Origin of the sequence: Cohnella nanjingensis (genome assembly GCF_014212125.1) — a bacterium.
Classification (GTDB): domain Bacteria; phylum Bacillota; class Bacilli; order Paenibacillales; family Paenibacillaceae; genus Cohnella; species Cohnella nanjingensis.
Genome location: NZ_JACJVP010000026.1, coordinates 134,802 through 153,682 on the forward strand (window position 1 = coordinate 134,802; position 18,881 = coordinate 153,682).

Annotated in this window: 16 protein-coding genes; 3 read left to right on the plus strand and 13 right to left on the minus strand. The window is 57.3% G+C overall.

All coding sequences use genetic code 11. The features are described from left to right. A partial coding sequence (locus tag H7C19_RS34345; RefSeq protein ID WP_221469301.1) for a hypothetical protein occupies positions 1–244 on the plus strand: 244 nt, incomplete at its 5' end. A 170-nt stretch (positions 245–414) separates the two neighbouring features. On the opposite strand, the gene H7C19_RS17060 is transcribed toward H7C19_RS34345, so the two are convergent. The 7 genes from H7C19_RS17060 to H7C19_RS17090 form a co-directional block, all read right to left on the minus strand. Continuing rightward, on the minus strand, positions 415–738 hold the full coding sequence (locus H7C19_RS17060) for a DUF6171 family protein (protein ID WP_185143865.1): 324 nt from the start codon (positions 736–738) through the stop codon (positions 415–417). Next, positions 731–2,218 (minus strand): alpha-N-arabinofuranosidase, encoded by a 1,488-nt coding sequence (locus tag H7C19_RS17065; RefSeq protein ID WP_185143866.1) that lies wholly within the window; start codon positions 2,216–2,218, stop codon positions 731–733. Before H7C19_RS17065 ends, H7C19_RS17060 begins: the two co-directional genes overlap by 8 nt. A gap of 106 nt (positions 2,219–2,324) precedes the next feature. Continuing rightward, complete coding sequence (locus tag H7C19_RS17070) at positions 2,325–3,266, minus strand: ArsR family transcriptional regulator (RefSeq protein ID WP_185143867.1); 942 nt, start codon at positions 3,264–3,266, stop codon at positions 2,325–2,327. A gap of 139 nt (positions 3,267–3,405) precedes the next feature. After that, positions 3,406–4,920, minus strand: a complete 1,515-nt coding sequence (gene arfA, locus H7C19_RS17075) for an arabinosylfuranosidase ArfA (protein WP_185143868.1) — start codon at positions 4,918–4,920, stop codon at positions 3,406–3,408. A gap of 122 nt (positions 4,921–5,042) precedes the next feature. Next, positions 5,043–5,936, minus strand: coding sequence for a carbohydrate ABC transporter permease (locus H7C19_RS17080; RefSeq protein ID WP_185143899.1), 894 nt, complete (start codon positions 5,934–5,936; stop codon positions 5,043–5,045). A gap of 36 nt (positions 5,937–5,972) precedes the next feature. Next, positions 5,973–6,902, minus strand: coding sequence for an ABC transporter permease (locus H7C19_RS17085; RefSeq protein WP_185143869.1), 930 nt, complete (start codon positions 6,900–6,902; stop codon positions 5,973–5,975). A gap of 68 nt (positions 6,903–6,970) precedes the next feature. After that, positions 6,971–8,632 carry a type 2 periplasmic-binding domain-containing protein gene (locus H7C19_RS17090; protein WP_185143870.1) on the minus strand — a complete coding sequence of 554 codons (1,662 nt, stop codon included), beginning with the start codon at positions 8,630–8,632 and terminating at the stop codon, positions 6,971–6,973. A gap of 379 nt (positions 8,633–9,011) precedes the next feature. On the opposite strand from H7C19_RS17090, the gene H7C19_RS17095 reads away from it, so the two are divergent. Next, entirely contained in the window at positions 9,012–9,416 is a 405-nt protein-coding gene (locus H7C19_RS17095; RefSeq protein ID WP_185143871.1) for a DUF1304 domain-containing protein, read from the plus strand. A 215-nt stretch (positions 9,417–9,631) separates the two neighbouring features. Here the strand turns inward: H7C19_RS17095 and H7C19_RS17100 are convergent, their stop codons facing one another. Then, on the minus strand, positions 9,632–10,102 hold the full coding sequence (locus tag H7C19_RS17100; RefSeq protein ID WP_185143872.1) for a GlcG/HbpS family heme-binding protein: 471 nt from the start codon (positions 10,100–10,102) through the stop codon (positions 9,632–9,634). Between the two features lie 180 nt (positions 10,103–10,282). On the opposite strand from H7C19_RS17100, the gene H7C19_RS17105 reads away from it, so the two are divergent. Beyond that, a complete protein-coding gene (locus tag H7C19_RS17105; RefSeq protein WP_185143873.1) occupies positions 10,283–11,029 on the plus strand; it encodes a YheC/YheD family protein in 747 nt (248 codons plus the stop codon). A 136-nt stretch (positions 11,030–11,165) separates the two neighbouring features. On the opposite strand, the gene H7C19_RS17110 is transcribed toward H7C19_RS17105, so the two are convergent. The 5 genes from H7C19_RS17110 to H7C19_RS17130 form a co-directional block, all read right to left on the minus strand. Beyond that, positions 11,166–12,833 carry a type 2 periplasmic-binding domain-containing protein gene (locus H7C19_RS17110; RefSeq protein WP_313731739.1) on the minus strand — a complete coding sequence of 556 codons (1,668 nt, stop codon included), beginning with the start codon at positions 12,831–12,833 and terminating at the stop codon, positions 11,166–11,168. A 43-nt stretch (positions 12,834–12,876) separates the two neighbouring features. Further along, entirely contained in the window at positions 12,877–13,776 is a 900-nt protein-coding gene (locus tag H7C19_RS17115) for a carbohydrate ABC transporter permease (protein ID WP_185143874.1), read from the minus strand. A 14-nt stretch (positions 13,777–13,790) separates the two neighbouring features. Continuing rightward, positions 13,791–14,702, minus strand: coding sequence for an ABC transporter permease (locus H7C19_RS17120; protein ID WP_185143875.1), 912 nt, complete (start codon positions 14,700–14,702; stop codon positions 13,791–13,793). Positions 14,703–15,005: 303 nt separating this feature from the next. Then, a complete protein-coding gene (locus H7C19_RS17125) occupies positions 15,006–17,219 on the minus strand; it encodes a helix-turn-helix domain-containing protein (protein WP_185143876.1) in 2,214 nt (737 codons plus the stop codon). 24 nt (positions 17,220–17,243) lie between these two features. After that, positions 17,244–18,641, minus strand: coding sequence for an alpha-L-fucosidase (locus tag H7C19_RS17130; protein ID WP_185143877.1), 1,398 nt, complete (start codon positions 18,639–18,641; stop codon positions 17,244–17,246). Positions 18,642–18,881: the final 240 nt, after the last annotated feature.

Sequence of the window (18,881 nt, forward strand, 5' to 3'; positions counted from 1 at the left end):
GGAGCCAAATAAGTTGTATGATTACAATTTATTGGGGAGCAGGTATCACGAGAAAGCACCACGAGAAAGCACCACGAGAAAGAACCACCATCAAGCACCACCATTGAGCACCACGGCGCACCACCAACAAGCACCACCAGCGGGCACCACGGCGCACCACCAACAAGCACCACCAGCGAGCACCACCATCAAGCACCACCAGCGAGCACCACCAGCGAGCACCACCGGCAAGCACCCCCGGTAAGCACCACCGGACAGGTCCCAGCCCATGAAGTCCGGGCGATCTTTGCCCAACCGAAGACGAATATTCCGTACGATTATTAGGCGTGTAAGCCCTGAAAGCGATAATGGCCAAGACCCATTTTCATAAAAATAAAAGAGTACCCGAAGGTACCCTTATGCGCTGCTAGCCGATTAGATGGTCTGTTTGCTCGCGATCGCGATCTCCGCTCCTGCCGCCGCGTCCGCACCGGTCCACCTCGATCCCGCCGGATGCGGGCAGCCCTTGTCGCCGAGCTTCGCCCGGATCTCGACGATGCAGCCGCAGTGCATGCAGGTGCTGCCGTATTGCAGCGACGGGCATCGGCGGCAGCTCGCCAAGCGATCCGCATACTTCGTATCGCTCACGACGTCGAATTCCTTGTCCGCCAGGGCGGCCAGCATGCGGTCGATCTGCCTGCGGCTGACATGGACGTCCGCCGAGCAGCCCTTGCACCCCTCTCGGCGGCTGTCAGTCACGAAGCTCCAGCACGGCGACGGACATCGGCGGCAGCGTGACGGACAGACCGTCGCGGCTGACGTCCGAATAGCCGTCGTAGGCTTGCGGCTGCAGCGTATCCGGCCGTTCGAACGTGTTGTGCGCGTTCATGTCGGCGTGGGTTAGAATTCGCCCGCTGACGGCCGGCGTCCCCGCCAACCCTCTGAGCCGCAAAGAGACCGTCGCCTCCGATCCGGGATGGACGTTGCACAGGCTGATATGAATGAGGCCGTTCTCCCGCTTCGAAGCCGATACGCTGACTTGGGGCATCGACTGATCGCCGGACCGGTAAGTCTCCGTCTCGGTATGGAGGGAGAGGGCGGCCGCGTCCTGATGCACCTTGAACATCTCGAATACGTGGTACGTCGGCGTGAGCAGCATCTTGGACCCTTCCGTCAGCACCATCGCTTGCAGCACGTTGACGGTCTGGGCGATGTTGGCCATATGGACGCGGTCGCAATGGCGGTGGAACACGTGGAAGTGCAGAGCGGCCACCAGCGCGTCGCGCAACGAATTCTGCTGATACAGGAAACCCGGATTCGTGCCCAGCTCTACCTGGAACCAAGTCCCCCACTCGTCGACGATCAAGCCGACCCGCTTGTCCGGATCGTAGCGGTCCATGACCGCCGAGTGCCGCGTGATCAGCTCGTCCATATCCAGCGCCTTGCGCATCGTCTCGAACCATTCGTCCTCGTCGAACCCGATCGCCGGCCGCTTGCTGTCCCATCCGCCGGGAAGCGTATAATAATGGAGGCTCAGGCCGTCCATATGGCGGCCGGCTTCCTTCATGAGCACCTCGGTCCACTTGTAGTCGTCCACGTTCGGACCGCCTGCGATCTTGTAGATGCGGTTCTCCCCGTAATTGCGGACATACGTCTGGTAGCGACGGTATTCATCCGCGTAATATTCCGGACGCATATTGCCGCCGCAGCCCCAGTTCTCGTTGCCGACGCCGAAGTACTTCAGCCGCCAAGGCTTGTCCCGGCCGTTCTCCCTACGCCAGTTCGCCATTGGCGACTCCCCGTCGAACGTCATGTACTCGACCCATTCCTGCATTTCCTGGACGGCGCCGCTGCCGACGTTGCCGCAGATGTAGGGCTCGGTGCCGAGCAGCTCGCACAAGGTGAAAAATTCGTGCGTCCCGAAATGGTTGTTCTCCACCACGCCGCCCCAATGGGTATTGACCATGCGCTTGCGGGATTCCCGCGGGCCGACGCCGTCCTTCCAGTGGTATTCGTCGGCGAAGCAGCCGCCCGGCCACCGGAGCACCGGAATGCTCAATTGGCGCAGCGCCTCCAGCACGTCGTTGCGAATTCCTTGCGTATTCGGGATCGGCGAGTCCTCGCCTACCCAGATGCCTTCATAGATGCACCTGCCGAGATGCTCGGCAAAATGACCGTAGAGATGCCGGCTGATCGTCCCGACCGGCAGATCGGCGTTGAGGGTTACGGTATGCTTCATAGGGTTTCCACTCCTGGTCTCATTGGAATCCCCGACCGCGGTTCGCCGTCGGGGTCTCGCACGCTGCCCGCCGCTTCGAATCCGCTCGGCGGCGGGGTCTTGCGACTTACCCGTCGCTTCGAATGCGTTCGGCGGCGGGGACTTCCTTTTCGTAATAGAGTCGAAGCACGATGTCTTGGTTGTAGTTGCCGAAGCCTTTGCCGAACAAGGTCACCCCGCCCACATTGCGGGAGTCCTTCTCGCAGGCGATGCGGAAGGTCCACTGCTTGTCGCGGACATTGACGTCGCTCAGCGTCACGTTCGAGATCGGCTTGCCGTCGAGGCGCGTCCCGTGCGGGGTAATCGTCAGATGCTTCAGCATGCCGTACTGGTTCACGTTGTCCGGCCACCACGACGGGTTGTACTTGCCCCGCTTGTCGCCGTAGTCTCCGGGACTGGTCCAGGTGCCCAGCTTGACGCCGTTCAGATAGAACGTGATGTCCGACGGCCAGTTCTGATTCGTTAGCGGCGCCTCCGAGGAGATCTCCATGGAGACCAGAAGCTCGGACGGGTTCTCGGTCGCGAGCAGGAAGTTCGGAATCTTGTACTCCACGAACCCTTCGCTGAACCACAGGATCTCGGCCTGGAACCGCTCCGTGTCGAGGAAGTATCGCGGATCGTCGAACTCCCCGATAATCTTCTCTCCGGTGGCTAGGCCGCAGGTCGGCACCACCGCGAAGTCCGTGTAATGCCCGACCGGGATGAAGCTCTGATGGTATTCGCGGATGCGCTCCATCTTGTTCGGAAAGAGGACCTCCGCCTGCTCGATCGCGAGCGAGCAGATCTTCTGCATGCCGCCCCGGCCGGGCTGCATCTCCGTACGGACGATGCCGCCCGCTTCGAGTTTCTTCACGTGCATGGTCATGATCGCGCTGCTTAAGCCCACCGCTTCCGCCAATTCGCGGATGTTCATGGGTTTCTCGGCGAGCAGTTGAATGACATGCAGGCGCACGCCGCTCGCCATGGCTTCAAAGAACGGCAGCGATCGTTCGGTTACGTCTAGATTCATCGAATTCCTCCGCTACGGGGCGAGAATGGGTTAATGATTATATTAATAATATATACGACCGTTAACCTAGCTACAATCGTCTCTCTCGCCTTTTCACAGAGAAAAAGAAGCTTCGATCGATCAGGCTGCCCGGTACCCGTTAAGCTCGTTTCTCAAGCCGGATCACGTTCCAGGACGCCTTCGGCAGGCGTGCCGTCAGCATGCCCGCATCAAGCGACGCATCGCCCCGGGCGTGCGGCTTCACTTGCTCCTCCGACGCCGTGTTGACGGCTTTGAGATCGTCATGCGCCAGCACCAGATGTTCGGCTACGGCGTAGCCTTCGAAGCTGCGCACATCGCAGTCGAGCGTCAACGCCTCGCTCAGATGGCGATTTACGGCGAAGATCGTGAGCGTCTCCGCTTCCTCGCCGTAGACGACCGCGCTGTCCAGATACGGCACGTCGGTGAAGTCTTTGGAATCGTACTTCGGCGAGTCGACGACCGGCTGCAGGGATACCCCTCGGCCGTAGACGGAGGCGTGCAGATACGGATAGTAGATCGTCTGCTTCCAGGAGCGGCCGCCGTTCTCCGTCATGATCGGCGCGATGACGTTGACCAGCTGCGCCAAGCAAGCCATCTTCACGCGGTCTGCATGCCGGAGGAGACTGATGAGCATGCTGCCGACGAGCAGCGCGTCCTCGAAGTTGTAGACGTCCTCCAGCTGCGGCGGCGCGATCGTCCACGGCTCGATCCGGCGGTCCGCTTCGTTGGAGTGGAACCAGACGTTCCACTCGTCGAAGCTGAGGTGGATCCGCTTCTTGCTGCGCTTTTTCGCCTGGATGTAATCGCAAGTCGAAGCGACCGTTCGGATGAAATGGTCCATGTCCAAGGACAGCGCCAAGTAGTTCGCGGTATCCTGGTCCCGGTTGCCGTAATATTGATGCAGCGAGATATAGTCGACGGCCTCGTACGTATGCTCCAGCGTCGTCGCTTCCCACTGCGGGAAGGTCGGCATGGTCGAGTTGGAGCTGCCGCAGGCGACCAGCTCGATCGCCGGATCGACAAGCCGCATCGCCTTCGCCGTCTCCAGCGCCAGCCGGCCGTACTCCTCCGCCGTCTTGTGCCCGATCTGCCAAGGGCCGTCCATCTCGTTGCCCAGACACCACGTCTTGAACCGGTGAGGCTCGCTGTACCCGTGCTTGATGCGCAGGTCGCTCCAGTACGAGCCGCCCGGATGATTGCTGTATTCGACCAGATCCCGGGCGGCCTCGATGCCCCTCGTGCCCAGGTTGACGGCCATCATCACCTCGGCGCCCGCTCCCTTCGCCCACCCGGCGAACTCGTTCAAGCCGACCTCGTTGGTCTCGGTCGTCCGCCAGGCCAGCTCGAGGCGCCTCGGGCGGTCCTTCACGGGTCCTACGCCGTCCTCCCAGTTGTAGCCGGAGACGAAGTTGCCGCCCGGATAGCGGATGATCGGCACGTTAAGCGCCCGGATCAGATCCTTGACGTCCTCGCGGAACCCCTTACCGTCCGCAGCCGGATGGTCCGGCTCATAGATGCCGCCGTATACGGCGCGTCCGAGATGCTCGATGAACGAACCGTAGATGCGATTGTCGATCTCCGAGATGCGGAAGGCTTTGTCGATGATCATTTTGGCTTTGTTTGCTGTTGTCATGGCGATCTCTCCTTTAATCCCGTTACTCTGTCTCGTTCTCGTTCTCGTTCGGCTTGGAAGCGCGCTTGCGCCGGACGACGACCGGTTCGGCATCCGCCAGGCCGCGTGGTTCCGGGCTCCCTTCATCCTTTGACGGAGCCGATCATGACGCCCTTCTCGAAGTACTTTTGAATAAACGGATAGACCAGCAGAATCGGCAGCGTCGATACGATGATGACGCCGTACTTAACCTGATCGGCGAACTGCTGCGCGTAGCCGCCGGCATTCCCGCCCGATCCCGCTCCCTGCGAGAAGACCTGGTTCGACAGCAGGATGTCCCGAAGCACGATCTGCAGCGGCTGCAGCTCGTTCGAGCGAATGTAGACCAGCCCCGTAAAAAAGTCGTTCCAGTGCGCCACCAGATAATACAGCGCGATGACGGAGACGACCGCCTTGGAGAGGGGCATCGCGACGAGCGTGAAGAACTTGAAGTGCGTGCAGCCGTCCATCGAGGCGGACTCGAACAGCTCCTTCGGCAGCGAAGCTTCGAAAAAGGTGCGCGCGATGATCAGGTTGAAGACGTTCACCGAGAACGGCAGGATGAACACCCACATCGTATTCGTCAGATGAAGGGACTTCATCAGAATGTAGGTGGGAATCAGCCCGCCGCTGAAGAACATGGTGAACACGAACAAGAACATCAGCATCCGTCTCGCCCGGAATTCGGGCCGGGACAAGGCATAGGCCGCCGGCAGCGTGAACAGGAGATTCACGAACGTGCCGAGGACCGTGTAGATGATGGTGTTCCCATACCCCGTCCAGATGCGCGGGTCCTTGAAGATCTCTTCATAGCCGAAGGTGCTGAAGCCCCGGGGGAACAGCGTGACCTGGCCCGTAGCGACCAGCGTCTGGTCGCTGACCGAAGCGATCACGACAAAGTACAAGGGATAGGCCACGATTAGAAATACGGCTAGGCTGAGCGCCACGACGGCCGCGTTAAAGAGAAGCTCGCCGCGGCTGCGCCCGTTGGCTGGCATGGCTGTCATCTCGATCTCCTCCCCGGTTCGCCGTTCCTACCATAGACTGATCTCGGAATTGCGCTTGGCAATCCCGTTCATCACGTACAGGAACACGAAATTGATCAGCGTATTGAACAATCCGATGGCGGCCGAATAGCTGAATTGGTTGGACACGATCCCGATCTTGTAGACATAGGTAGAGATGACTTCGGAGACGGGAAGATTCAGCGAATTCTGCATCAGAAACACCTTCTCGAAGCCGGTGCCGAGCACGCTCCCCATGCTCAGGATAAACAGGATGATGATCGTGGGGACGAGTACCGGGATGTCGACATTCCGGATCGTCTGCCACTTGTTCGCCCCGTCCATCTTGGCTGCATCGTACAGGCTCGGGTCCACGGTGGAGAGCGCGGCCAGATAGATGATGCTGTTCCAGCCCCCGTGCTGCCATATATCGGAGAGCACATAGACGGGGATGAACGCGTGCGTCGACGCCAGCAGGTTGAAGTCCGGATAGCCCATCGCGGCGACGAGATGGCCGACGATGCCCGTATTGGGCGACAGCAGCACGTTGAGCAAGCCGACCATGACCACGATGGAGATAAAGTGGGGCATGTAGACGATCGTCTGCAGCAGCTTCTTCGTCCGTACCCAGCGGACCTGGTTCAAGAGCAGCGCCAGCAAGATCGGGGCCGGGAATCCCAGCACGATGGTGGCCAGGCTGATGAAGAACGTATTCTTCATCAAGTCCGCGAATTGGAAGCTATGAATGAACTGCGAGAAGTAATGCAGACCCCGCCATTCGCCGCCAACCAATCCCTTCGCGAAGTCGTAATCCCGGAACGCGAGCTGAATGCCGTACATCGGCACGTAATTAAAGAGGATAATGACGATAAGGGCCGGCAAGATCATCAGCCAGAGCTGGTAGTCGCGTCTCAGATTGACGATCGCGGCGCGACGGTTCTTGGGCGTGAGAGAAGACATCATCGGCCTCCGTTGGATCGGGAAATGCCGCCCCGGCTTCGAGGACGGCATTTCCCGGAATGGGAAAATCAGTTTTTGCCCTTATAGTCGTCGTAGTATTTCTGCATGATGCTCAGGTTCTGATCCAGTCCGATTTTTTGGATGTTCTTCACGTAAGCGTCCCATTCTTTGTCGACGCCGCCTTTGGTGACCCACTGCGAAAACTTCGCCATCGCGAGATTCATCATGTTCGTGTTGATCAGGCTCATCGCGTTGTTGTCGTCCTTGCTGTACTTGATGAACATGCTCGGGAGCACGTTCTTCTCCTTGTCGATCGCCGCGAACGCCTGATCCAGCGGCTCCGTCTGCTTGCCGACGGATTGCATATCCGATCCGAGCGTGAGGTTCAGCGAGTCGGCGATATACATCGGCCCGTTGTCCGCCCAGGTCGACGTCCACTTCCAAGTGCCGGGGTCCATGCTGGCGTCTGCCGGCGGCAATACCGCGTAGCCGTCGCCCCCGTTGTCCTTGATGTTGGTGCCGAGCGAGCCGAAGAGCACCTGCATGCTGACCTTGGGGTCGTACAACTCGTTGACGAACTTCATGGCCGCGTCCTTGTGTTTGGATTTCGCCGACAAGGTCACCATGTTCACGCCGTAGTTGAGCGTATTGTAGTCGTAATCCCAAGAGACCGGGACGCTCGAATCGGCGGCAGCCTTCAGCGGCGACATCGACGTATATTGCGGGGCCAGCGTATTGCCGAAGCGGTCCGTCACTTCCCAGCCCCAGGTGAAGCCGACTTTGCCCGTGTCTCCGCTGCCGCGCGCCACCGATTGGAACTTGGAGTAATCCTGCGTGAATACCTCCGGATTGATGAGGCCCGCCGCCCAGCACTTGTTCAGGAATTCCACCATCTTCTTGTAACGGTCGTCGACCAGGAAGTTCTTGACCTGACCGTTCTCGGCGAAGTAGCCTTGACCGCTGCCGTCCGTCAACGTGATGCCGAGGCTGCCGAGCAGCACCGTCGGTTGGAAGAAGCCGAATCCGGTCGTGCCGACCGGGGAGAAGTCCATCGGAATCTCGTCGTCCGTCTTGCCGTCGCCGTTCGCGTCCTTCTCCTTGAAGGCCATGAGAACGTTGAAGAGCTCATCCCAGGTGGTCGGCATCTGCAGCCCCAAGTTATCCAGCCACTTCTGGTTGATGAACTGCCGCGTCGCGGTCGCCGGCCAGAAGCGCTGATACTTCGGCAAGCCGTAGATCTTGCCGTCCGTCTGGGTGGCGATGATCTTGGTCTCCGGCTTCTCGTCGAACATCTTCTGCACGTTGGGCGCATAGGTCGCGACGAGCTCCGTCAAATCCTCGAACATGCCGGGGAACTGGGCGAAGTCGGCGTCCGTGATGGCATTCGGCCCGACGATCAGATCCGGGATGTCGCCGCCCGCGAGCAGGGCGCCCTTCTTCTGGCCCCAGTCGGACGTCACTTCCTGCCATTCGATCTGGACGCCGGCGCGCTCCTCGGCCTGGGTCAGCCAATCCATCTTGGACAGCGCTTGCGTCAGCGGATGCTTCAGCATGATGCCTTTGAGCTTCACCTTGGCGCCATTGCCGCCGCCCGTTCCGGTATCGGTCTTGCTCCCGCTGCCGACGGCGCTGTCTGCGGTTGGATTGCCGCCGTTACCGGACCCGCTGCATCCAGCCAGAATCCCGACCCCCAGGGAAATCGTCAGTATTGCGGATAGGACCTTCCTCATCTCGGATTCCTCCCTTTTTATATCGAAACAGCACCAACCGCCATCACAATCAAGCGCGGGCCCGGCTGCCATCTCTCCCGGTTCGCCTTGCATTTAATTAACATTTTAATTATTAATATAAAACCTTATAATATGTATTCACGTTACAAACCAAATATAAGCGTTTTCAATTCGTTTGTAAAGGGAGAATTTAGCTTTATATTCAAGCAAGCCTTCTATTGTTAGTGTATTTATTAACATTAAGCAGATTGGGTGGCGTTTCCCCGGGCGTTCTTTTCCCGTGCTGACGGAGCTTGTCCGTCAGCACGCTAGAATGCGAGGGTAGAATAAATGCTGCACACGTTGGAAGCATCGGGTACACTGAATTCGAACGAACGATATGAAATCAAGGCGATGCGCCGCATACGCTACGGAGAGGAATGATATATTGATCGGTCTCATTTTAGTCGCCCTTGTCGCCCTGGAGCACGTGTACATCCTGATCCTGGAAATGTTTCTATGGACGACGCCCAGAGCGAGGAGATCCTTCGGAACGACGGCTGAAGTCGCGGAAACGTCCAAGACGCTGGCAGCCAATCAAGGGTTGTACAACGGCTTTCTCGCCGCCGGATTGGTCTGGGGTCTGGTGCATCCGAACGCCTCCTTCGGCGAGCAGATCCAACTCTTTTTCTTGGCCTGCGTGATCGTGGCGGCCGTGTACGGCGGATTCACCGCCAAAAGATCGATTCTGCTCGTGCAAGGATTGCCTGCCGCGCTGGCGCTGCTCGCCGTCCTGTTTGTTTAACGTCCGACAGGCGCGCCGCGTTAAACAACCGCACGCTAGACCAAGGTTCACACAAAACCAGGTTCTCTCATGAGAAGAGAACCCGGTTTTTTTGTCTTTCGAATTCATTTTCGAACCCAATCCGAGAAGCTGAAGATGCGCCCGGAGCGCTTATTTATGTAACCATTTCCGGCGGCGCATCTCCCCCTAACGCAGTCGGGATTGCATCTCGTCGCTTATCCGTAGGATTGAATCGAACCGATCCGGGCGCTGGCGAATCCCGCCGCTCCATCCGCCCGCATCGCTTCGAAGGCCTGAACGGCCGCATTCGCCACTTCGATGTCTTGGGCGCTGGTTCCTCCGCTGACGCCGATGCCGCCGACGATCCGGCCTTCCCTCACGAGCGGAATGCCCCCGCCCAGAATGACCAGCCGTCCATGGTTGGTCGTGTTGATGCCGAACGAAGGGCCGTTCGGAAGCGCCGATTGCGCCAGATTGGCCGTAGGCATCTGCATCGCCACGCTCGTCCAAGCCTTATTCTGCGAGATGTCGATGCCGGCGATCCGAGCGCCGTCCATCCGATGGAAGGCGATGAGGTTCGCGCCCGCGTCCACGATCGCGATATCGCTCGACAAGCCCATCTGACGGGCCTTCTGCTCTGCGACGGCGATCAAGCGCTTCGCCGTTTCCAAGTCGAGTTGCACCAAGGTGTCTCCTCCTTTATTCCTTGCCTACGCTATCGTATGGCCGCCTACCCAGAACGGTGCCTGCCCGATGCGCCCAGCCGCATGGCGGCGGGTGCCCGAAGTTCGCGCGGACGAGCACCAACAAGCATGGCAAGCATATATCTAATCATTGCGTATTCATTCGCGATATGGAGTGATGAGATGCAATACGGGAACAACAAGTGGGGCAAGTATCGGGCATTGAGGAGAGATGCGGCGTTGGCCCGGCATCTCCCGCTGACGCGAATGGCAACCAATGAAAATATACGGCGCATGCTGACGAAGAACGACTCCGTCTATCTGAAACCGAGCCACGGAACCGGAGGTTTCGGCATCTTGAAGCTCAGTCGGCGAGCGGGCGGCGGTTACGATCTCCAGTACGGCACCAAGCGCCGATCGTTCGCTACTTTGGATCGCGCGTATCGGGCCTTCCTTCAGGCGAAGCAGAACAAGCGCTATCTGGTGCAGACCGGGATCTCCATGCTGCGCCACTTGGGCAGGCCGTTCGATCTGCGCATCATGGTGCAGCGCGATCGGGCATCCCGATGGGAGGTAACCGGGATCGTAGGACGGGTTGCCAAGCCGCGAATGGTTGTAACCAACTACCATAGCGGAGGCAAACCAATGCCGGTTCCCGATCTGCTGGGTCCGCTGATGTCCAAAGCCGATCAAGCTTCGTACGTGGACCGGTTGAAGCGGCTAAGCATCCGGACAAGCGCGCATATGAGCCGCTACTTCCCGGCCTATCGGGCGTTCGGAATCGATGTCGCCGTGGATCGGAAGCGGAAGCCCTGGATTCTGGAGGTCAATTCGAGGCCCGATAAATATATCTTTCGCGCCCTGCCCGACAAGACGATGTTTCACAGAATCATGCGGTACGCCAAGCCCCCCGGGAAGAAACAGCGATAGCCTGACGAACCGAAAAGAGGCGAAACGGATTGAATCCGTTCGCCTCTTCGAATTGATCCGGATTGGAGATGGCCGGCGAGCAGCGTGGCGATCCCAGAACGGCTAGTAGCGGAGCCTTCCCGCATTACGTGGCGTTTTAATTCTTCTCGATCGCGGCCTGATAGATTTCGATATACTTCGTCAGATTCAAGCCGTCAAATCCTTTTACGTAAGCATCCCAATCCTTCTCGATGTCTTTATTGCCTAGGATGAACTGGGCCATATTGGACTGGACGTAATCCTTGATCGACGTCGTCAGTTGCGCCGCGGCATCCGTGTCTTCCGGACGGATATAGGCGCCAGCCGGATAGAATTCCTTCGGAGCGAACGGCTCGTACGTTTTGGTTGCCTGCGCCAGACGCGTCTCGTATCCTTTCGAGCTCAGCGGATCTTGCGCGGAAGCGAACGAATCGCGGAATTCCTTCGACATGTCCTTCGGACCCAGCAGCGACCAGCTGTCGTTTCGGATGGCATTCTCGTCCTGGTGCGGCAAGTTTTCAAAGCTGTATTTGGCCGGTTCTCCCCAGATGTTCTTCTCGCCAACCTGAGCCTTGTTCCAACCAACCCCTTCATGCGTCCCATATTCGCTGAGAAGCGCGCCTTCTTCGGAGAATGCATAATCCGCGATTTGGATGGCGGCGATCTGCTGCGCTTCGCTCGCCTTCTTCGTGATGGTGAATGCGAATTCGCCCAAGCCTTGCGAGGTGCCGGCTAGCTGTACCCCATTGGGTCCTTTGAGCGGCGGCACGATCACCCAATGTTTGTGGCGGGTGACGTTGTCGTCCCATACGTTGACGAGATAACTAAGCAGCGCGGTCGTGATCGAACCTACGATTTCGGCGCCTTCGCGGTTGCCCAGCTGACCGACCGCCTGATCGTTTTGAGTGAATGACGCCTTGTCGACCAGGCCCTCTTTATACAACTTATGAATGAACGCGAGGCCTTCTCTCCATTCCGGTTTGTTGGCGGCGAAGATCACCTTGCCTCCGTTGACGGTCAGATACTTGTCGTTATCGTTGTAGATAAACGAATTCATGAGATAGGCGTCAATATTGCCATTCCATACCGACTTGTTCGGCGCGCCGGTCAGCGGGATTTCGTCCGCTTTGCCGTTGCCGTTCGGATCCTGCGTCTTGAAGGCCTTCAGCACGGCATACAATTCATCCGTCGTGGTCGGGACCGGCAGACCGACGCGATCCAGCCATTCCTGGTTCATCCAGTACTTTTGGGAATATTGGCAATGATAACATTCGTTGAACCGAGGAATGCCGTAGATGTTGCCATCCGGAGCCGTCATGGCCGTCTTGAGATACGGCTTCTTCTCCATGAGCGCTTTGAGATTCGGAGCATATTGGTCGATCAGATGGTTCAGCGGAATCAATACGCCTTGTTTGGAATATGTCAAGATATCCGTCGTCGTGAATTTGCCTTCCAAAAACACTTCCGGATAGTCGCCGCTGGCGAGCAGCAGCTGCCTGCGATCCACCAAAGCGTCGGCAGGCGCCAGATCCCACTTGATCTTTACATTGAATTTCTGCTCCACTAACTTCGTGTAATCATTGTCTTCCAGAGGCGCTTTGCCTTGCGGAGCGAAGAACGAGATGTCAACCGGTCTTGCAGGTTTAGAACTGGCGGACGGATCCGCGGACGATTCGCTTGCCGAAGGGCTTGCGCCTTTATTCCCCTTGCCTCCTCCGGCACAAGCCGCAAGAACGGTGCTGCCGACCAACAAAATCATTAGCGATACCCACAGTGTCCTTTTCAAGCTGACTCCTCCCTTTCATGGCCCTGCATTTGCTATCAAGAGATCAGCCCTTCAAGGAGCCAATCATGACGCCTTTGACGAAATGCTTCTGAACGAACGGGTACAGGACCAAGACGGGGATGCAGGTCACGACAATCAAGGCGTATTTGAGCACCTGCTCGAAGCCTTGGTCGCGCATGCGTTGAGACGTGTTCGCCAGCATCCCCGGATCCACAGCATTCAGAATCAATAAGTTCCGGAGCACATACTGGAGGGGAAACAAATGCTCCGACCTTAAATAAATCAAGGCGTCGAAGTAGGCGTTCCAATGACCTACCGCATACATCAAAGTCATCACCGCCAGAATCGGCTTGGAAAGCGGAAGCACGACGCTCCACAAATAACGGGAATCCCGGCAACCATCGATCTGGGAAGCTTCCTGCAGTTCGATCGGGATGGAAGTCTGAAAGAACGTGCGGGCGACGATGACCTGGAAGATGGAGAAGGCTCCCGGCAGCCATAGCGCCCAGCGGGTATCCAGCAAATGGAGATCCTTGACCAGCAAATAAGTCGGAATAAGCCCGCCGCTAAAAAAGAGGGTGATCATCATGAGAATCATGAGGTATTTGCGGCCGGGCATGCCTCTCTGCGACAGCGGAAAAGCCATCAGCACCGTGAAGGCGACATTGATCAACGTTCCGACGACGGTATAAACGATGCTGTTGTAAAAGCCAAGCATCAACTGCGAACTGCCCAAGATCGATTGGTACGCCCGAAGGGAAAACTCAGCCGGGAAAAGCCATACTTGGCCTGAAACGACCGCTTTGGGCGAACTGAGGGACGAGCTCAGGATATACAGCAAGGGGTAAAGCACCGACATCGCGATGATCGCGAGCAAGACATAGAGGAAGATGAGAAGCACGCGGTCGCCCAACGGCTCCTTGATCTTTTGATAATGGGACATGGACGGCCGCCTTTCTACCACAAGCTGTTTTCCGATACCTTGCGGGCTACGAAATTCACAACCAAGAGCAAGACTAGATTAATGACGGAATTAAACAATCCGACAGCCGACGAGAAGCTGAAATTGGCCCCAAGCAATCCAACCTTGTACACATAAGTGGAAATGACTTCGGATGCGCTCTGGTTAAGCGGATTTTGCATGAGATAGATTTTTTCGAAACCGACGCCCATCACATTCCCCAAACTCAGGATCAGCATGATCACCGTGATCGGGATCAGGGATGGCAGATCGATGTGGATGATCTTCTTGAACCTGGAAGCCCCGTCGATGCGCGCCGCTTCATATAAGGAAGGATCCACGCCGGCCAGGGCCGCGATATAGATGATCGACGCATAACCCATCTCCTGCCAGACGCCCGACCATACGTAAATGGATTTGAACAGTCCGGGCTCGCCCATGAAATTGGTGTTGGACCATCCGAAAAACGCGAAAATACGTTCCACGATGCCGACGTGCGGCGAGAGCATCAGGATAATGATCGATACCATCACGACGGTAGAAATAAAGTGCGGCGCATAAGTGACCATCTGTACGGCGCGCTTGAAAAAGCCCGTCCTGATCTCGTTCAGCGCTAAAGCGAGAAGGATCGGAATCGGAAAACCCGCGATTAGCGCATAAAAGCTTATGGCAAGCGTGTTCTTGATTAAGAGAGGGAAATTCGGCGAGGCGAACAGGTTCTCAAAGTGCTTGAACCCCACCCAAGGACTGCCCAGTATCCCATCGACCGCATTAAAATCCTTGAATGCGATCAAGACCCCGAACATCGGAATGTACTTAAAAACGAGGAGATAAAGCACGGGAAGAAGGACGAGAAGATACAACTCCCAGCTGCGCCTCGCTTTGATCCATGTTTGCGCCATCGGCATTGCTCCCTGTCGGATGGATTCCCAAGCGCCGTCTCCCCCTCCGGGTTGTCGGGTTCGGTAGTTCGATTCTAGCCGGCGCTCGTCTCCTTCATCAATTTGTAAGATTCGGCGACTACGCCTTTTTCGCAGCTGCGCCGATGAGGCCGATCGCGTACACGGATACGGGATACTTCACCTTTTTCTATACTTGGCGTTTTTCCCGCGCATAGAAAATCCCCGGTAAGCGCGCCGAGTACGCTGACGCTACCGAGGATTCGGATTCGGCCGACACCGGATCGTGTGCATTTCAAGGAGCGCGCGCATTCAGGGATGGGCTTGTTTCCGATAGTCGCTTGGCGATATCCCCGTCGAATTTTTGAAGGCGCGGTTAAAAGAATTGTAGTTGTTGTACCCGACCTCGGCGCTGATTTCCTGCAGGGATTTGTCCGATTTTTGGAGCATGCGCTTGGCATGATCCATTCGAAGTCCGATGAGGAAGTCGACGAAGTTCCCGCCGAACTCCTCCTTGAACAATTTACTTATATTCTTGGCATGGATCACGAACCTGTCGCTCAAGTGATCCAAGGATAGCTCCGGGTTGGCGTAACTCTTCTCGATATAGGTCCGGATATCGCCGATCACCGCTCGGTTTCGCTGCGAATCCCGCACCTTCTGCAACTCTCCGGACAATGCGCAGAAGATGCTGCCGCAGGCGCTTTGCAGTTCATGAACGGTTTCCCATTCACTTTCCAATCGAAGCCATTCCGCCTCCGCGTCCTTCCAGGCGTCCCGGTATTCTTTGGACAACTCCAGGAAAACGCGGCTTAATTGCTGATGCAGGAACTGCAGCAGACTTTCGATTTCCTTCCGCGAGGAAACCGAATCATGGATTTGTTTGAACAGCTCGTCCAAATGTTTGAGCCAGCCGCTTTCCGGCAGCCGGACGGCCTGCGATAAAGCGTGGATCGTGCCGAAAAATTCGTGAATGCGCGGCTGCGTCCCTTCGATCACTTCCGGGCGGATGAGCCTTGCCGTTCCGAGAACGGCTTTATAGGAAAGCAAATTTCCGGCGATATCGCCGGATCGCCTGATCTCCTCCAGGCTGACGGCCATGCCATGGACGCCCAGCGTGACGGTAAAGCTCAAGTTGCCGCGTACCCATTCTACGATTTGCTCCCCTATGGCATCCCGCAGCTTGGCCCCATCCTCGGCCTCGCGGATCCACACGACCGCCGACAGCCGGCGGTCCGCCGTCCATTCCGCCCAGACGGAAGCCCCGTGGAGCTGCACCATTTCCTGCACGGCGCTGGACAGGAGGAATTTGAGGATGGACTGATCTTGCGCGTGGTAAGACGCGACAAACCGATTGTAGCGATCGATCTCCAGGATCAGCACAAAGGCTTGCGGGCCTGCCGGATTCACGTTGTAACGGATCAGATCCGCCTGCCATTCCGCCTCGCGGATCGGGACGACGCCCTCCAGCGCCTCTTGGAACCGGTGTTTTTTTTGTAAGATAAGGGTTTCTTGATGCTGCTGCCTGTTTTTCTTCGTCTCCTCCATAAAGTGCTCCAACGCCCCGCGGATAAAGCCGAACTCGTTGGCGGCCGGCTTGCCGTCATCCTGTTGGATCCAGGAGCTGGTCCGGATTAGCGCGACCAGCTGACTGATCGGCCGATAGTTGCGTCGCGTGACATGCACGACCCATATCGCGCCGAGCAGCACCGCCGCCAAGGCCATGATGAACCAGATATTGTAGAGATCCAGAGCCATCCGGGTCAGCCCCCGGTTTGCGGGTCCGCTGTCGATCTCCCAGCCCGTGTACGGGGAAACGTAGTGGGAAAAAACGCTTCGGCTGCTTGCGTCTTCGGCATTGCCGCTAACCAGGCTTGCGCCGTCGCCGTCCGACATGCGGACGTAAGTGAGGTCCGGATTGTACATGGGAGCGATCGCGCGCCGGAGCTTGGACAAACTGACGTTGACGACGATATACCCGGTCTTCGCGCTTGCAAAATGGGGGTAACCCCGTACGATCGTAATGACTTCCGTTGGACGCTCCGACGGATAGGGCTTGTAGGTTCTTTTTCCGGTCCATACGCCCAAATCTCGATGCTGCTCGATAAAGGGCAAGAGGAAGGGCTCATCCTGAAAATCGGTCGTCTGTCCCGCCCCGTCTCCCAAAACGAAGCGATCGTCCACTCTTAGAAAATAAGCCGAGTCGATGATCGGAAAATTGAACTTCCAATCCTCCATGAGGTCCATAGCCTGGATGTTCCCATAAACGTCGTTGCTGTTCACCCTGAAAAAATGCTGCAGCACGGGCGTCGACAGAATGTCCCGCAAAATCCGGTAGTCAAGCGTCTTCAAAGCATTATCCGTGTACCGGATGACTTGCTGAGCCAGGAATTCGTTGGCCTTGATCGCTTCGCGTCGGTTCTGTTCATTGAGCGCTTGCAAAAAGACCGCAAACAAGATCGTGATCACGATAAAAAACGCAGGAAGGTACGATAAAAGGAGTCGCCGAAACCAATTGCTGTTCATTCGCATCTCCCCTCCCTCGTTCGATCAAGAAAGCCGACGGACCTCATCTTTGCGGATTCGGAATACGTGGGCAATCGGAGCTTTGCCGGCGAGCTCCGATGCCGGGAGCCGAACCGATATCCCCTCGCCCTCTCGTCTGAATTCCAGCTCCCCCGCGACGCCCACGAGCTCGACGGCAGTCACGCGTTCGAGATAAGGAAGATAGAGACGCTCCGAGAGGGGGGCGTCTTCATCCGGATACAAATAGGTGCAATATAACGCGTCCCCCTTGCCTGTAAAAGCGCAAGAACCGGTGTAGTACGGAGCGCGCATGCGCGTGCCGTACACGGCTTCTCCGTATCTCTTCAGCCACGCGCCGAGATCCTTCATGCTTTTGACGGCGCCCTTCGGCAATCTGCCGTCCGGCTGAGGGCCGACGTTGAGCGCCAGATTGCCGCCCTTGGCCACCACCTCCATCAGAATATGGACCAATTGGCGGGCGGATTTGTAGGCGTCCTCGTACCCGAACGAGAAGGAGGTGCCGATTGTGATACAGCTTTCCCAGGGCACGTTCATGGGCTTCTCAGGGATCGTTTGCTCCGGCGTCACGTAATTCTCATAAGAACCGCCTACCGTGCGATCGACGGAGAGCAGCCAGGGCTGAACCCGGCGCGCGCGCGCTACCACTTCGCCGAGCCGGATGTCTTGTCTGACCCTTCCTCCGTCTCGCACCCAGCCGGCATCCAGCCAGAGCATATCCACTCTCCCGTAGCGGGTCATCAATTCCATGATTTGCTCGTGCGTCAATTGGACGAATTTCTCCCATAGCCAGGGATATTCTTGCGGATCGTACGAAGGACCGCGCCACGTATGCCGCCCTCTTTTCATGCCCGGTGCCCAATAGTAGGGCGTATGCCAGTCCGCTTTAGAGAAATAGGCGGCAATCGCCAGCCCTTCCCTGCGAAACGCATCAAACACGTGTCGGCAAATATCGGCATAACGATGCGCATGGAAAGGGGTAGCTCCGTCCGTGATCCGGTAATCCGTCGTATGCGTATCCCACATACAGAAGCCGTCGTGATGTTTGGTGGTAAAGATCAAATACTTGAACCCGCCTTCTGCGGCCGTCTTCGCCCATTGTTCGGGCTGGAAACGGATCGGATTGAACGTCTTGTTCAAGCCGATGTACGCCCGCTTCATCTCCTCGTAATCGTCGGTCCAGTCGATATCGTTGCGCGCCCAGTCGCCGTCCTCGTCGCTCAGCGTCCATGACTCTGCCAAGCCGAGCTGGGAATAAGGCCCCCAATGCATCATGAGCGCCAGCTTCTGGTCTTGGAACCACTCCAATCGTTGCAGGATGACGGGGTCCTCCGGTTTGACCCACTTGGATTCGCTGCTGAAATGATGGACGCCCTGCTCGATTTCCTTTTCGATCTCGCTCATCTCCCTTCCTCCCCGCGCGTTTACTTCTACAATAAATAACGCCTGCGGGAGCGGCAATTCTCATTATTCTACGATTTCACTATTTTCTATAAAGCCTGTAAGACCGGCATCGCCGCCGTATATCCACGGAATATAACATAACGCAAATAGCGCTACCGAACGCCAAGAGGCCGTCCGCGTCTTTATGACGCGAACGGCCTCTTCCTTGCTCCTACCTTTAGGTTCCGACCTCCCGGCATC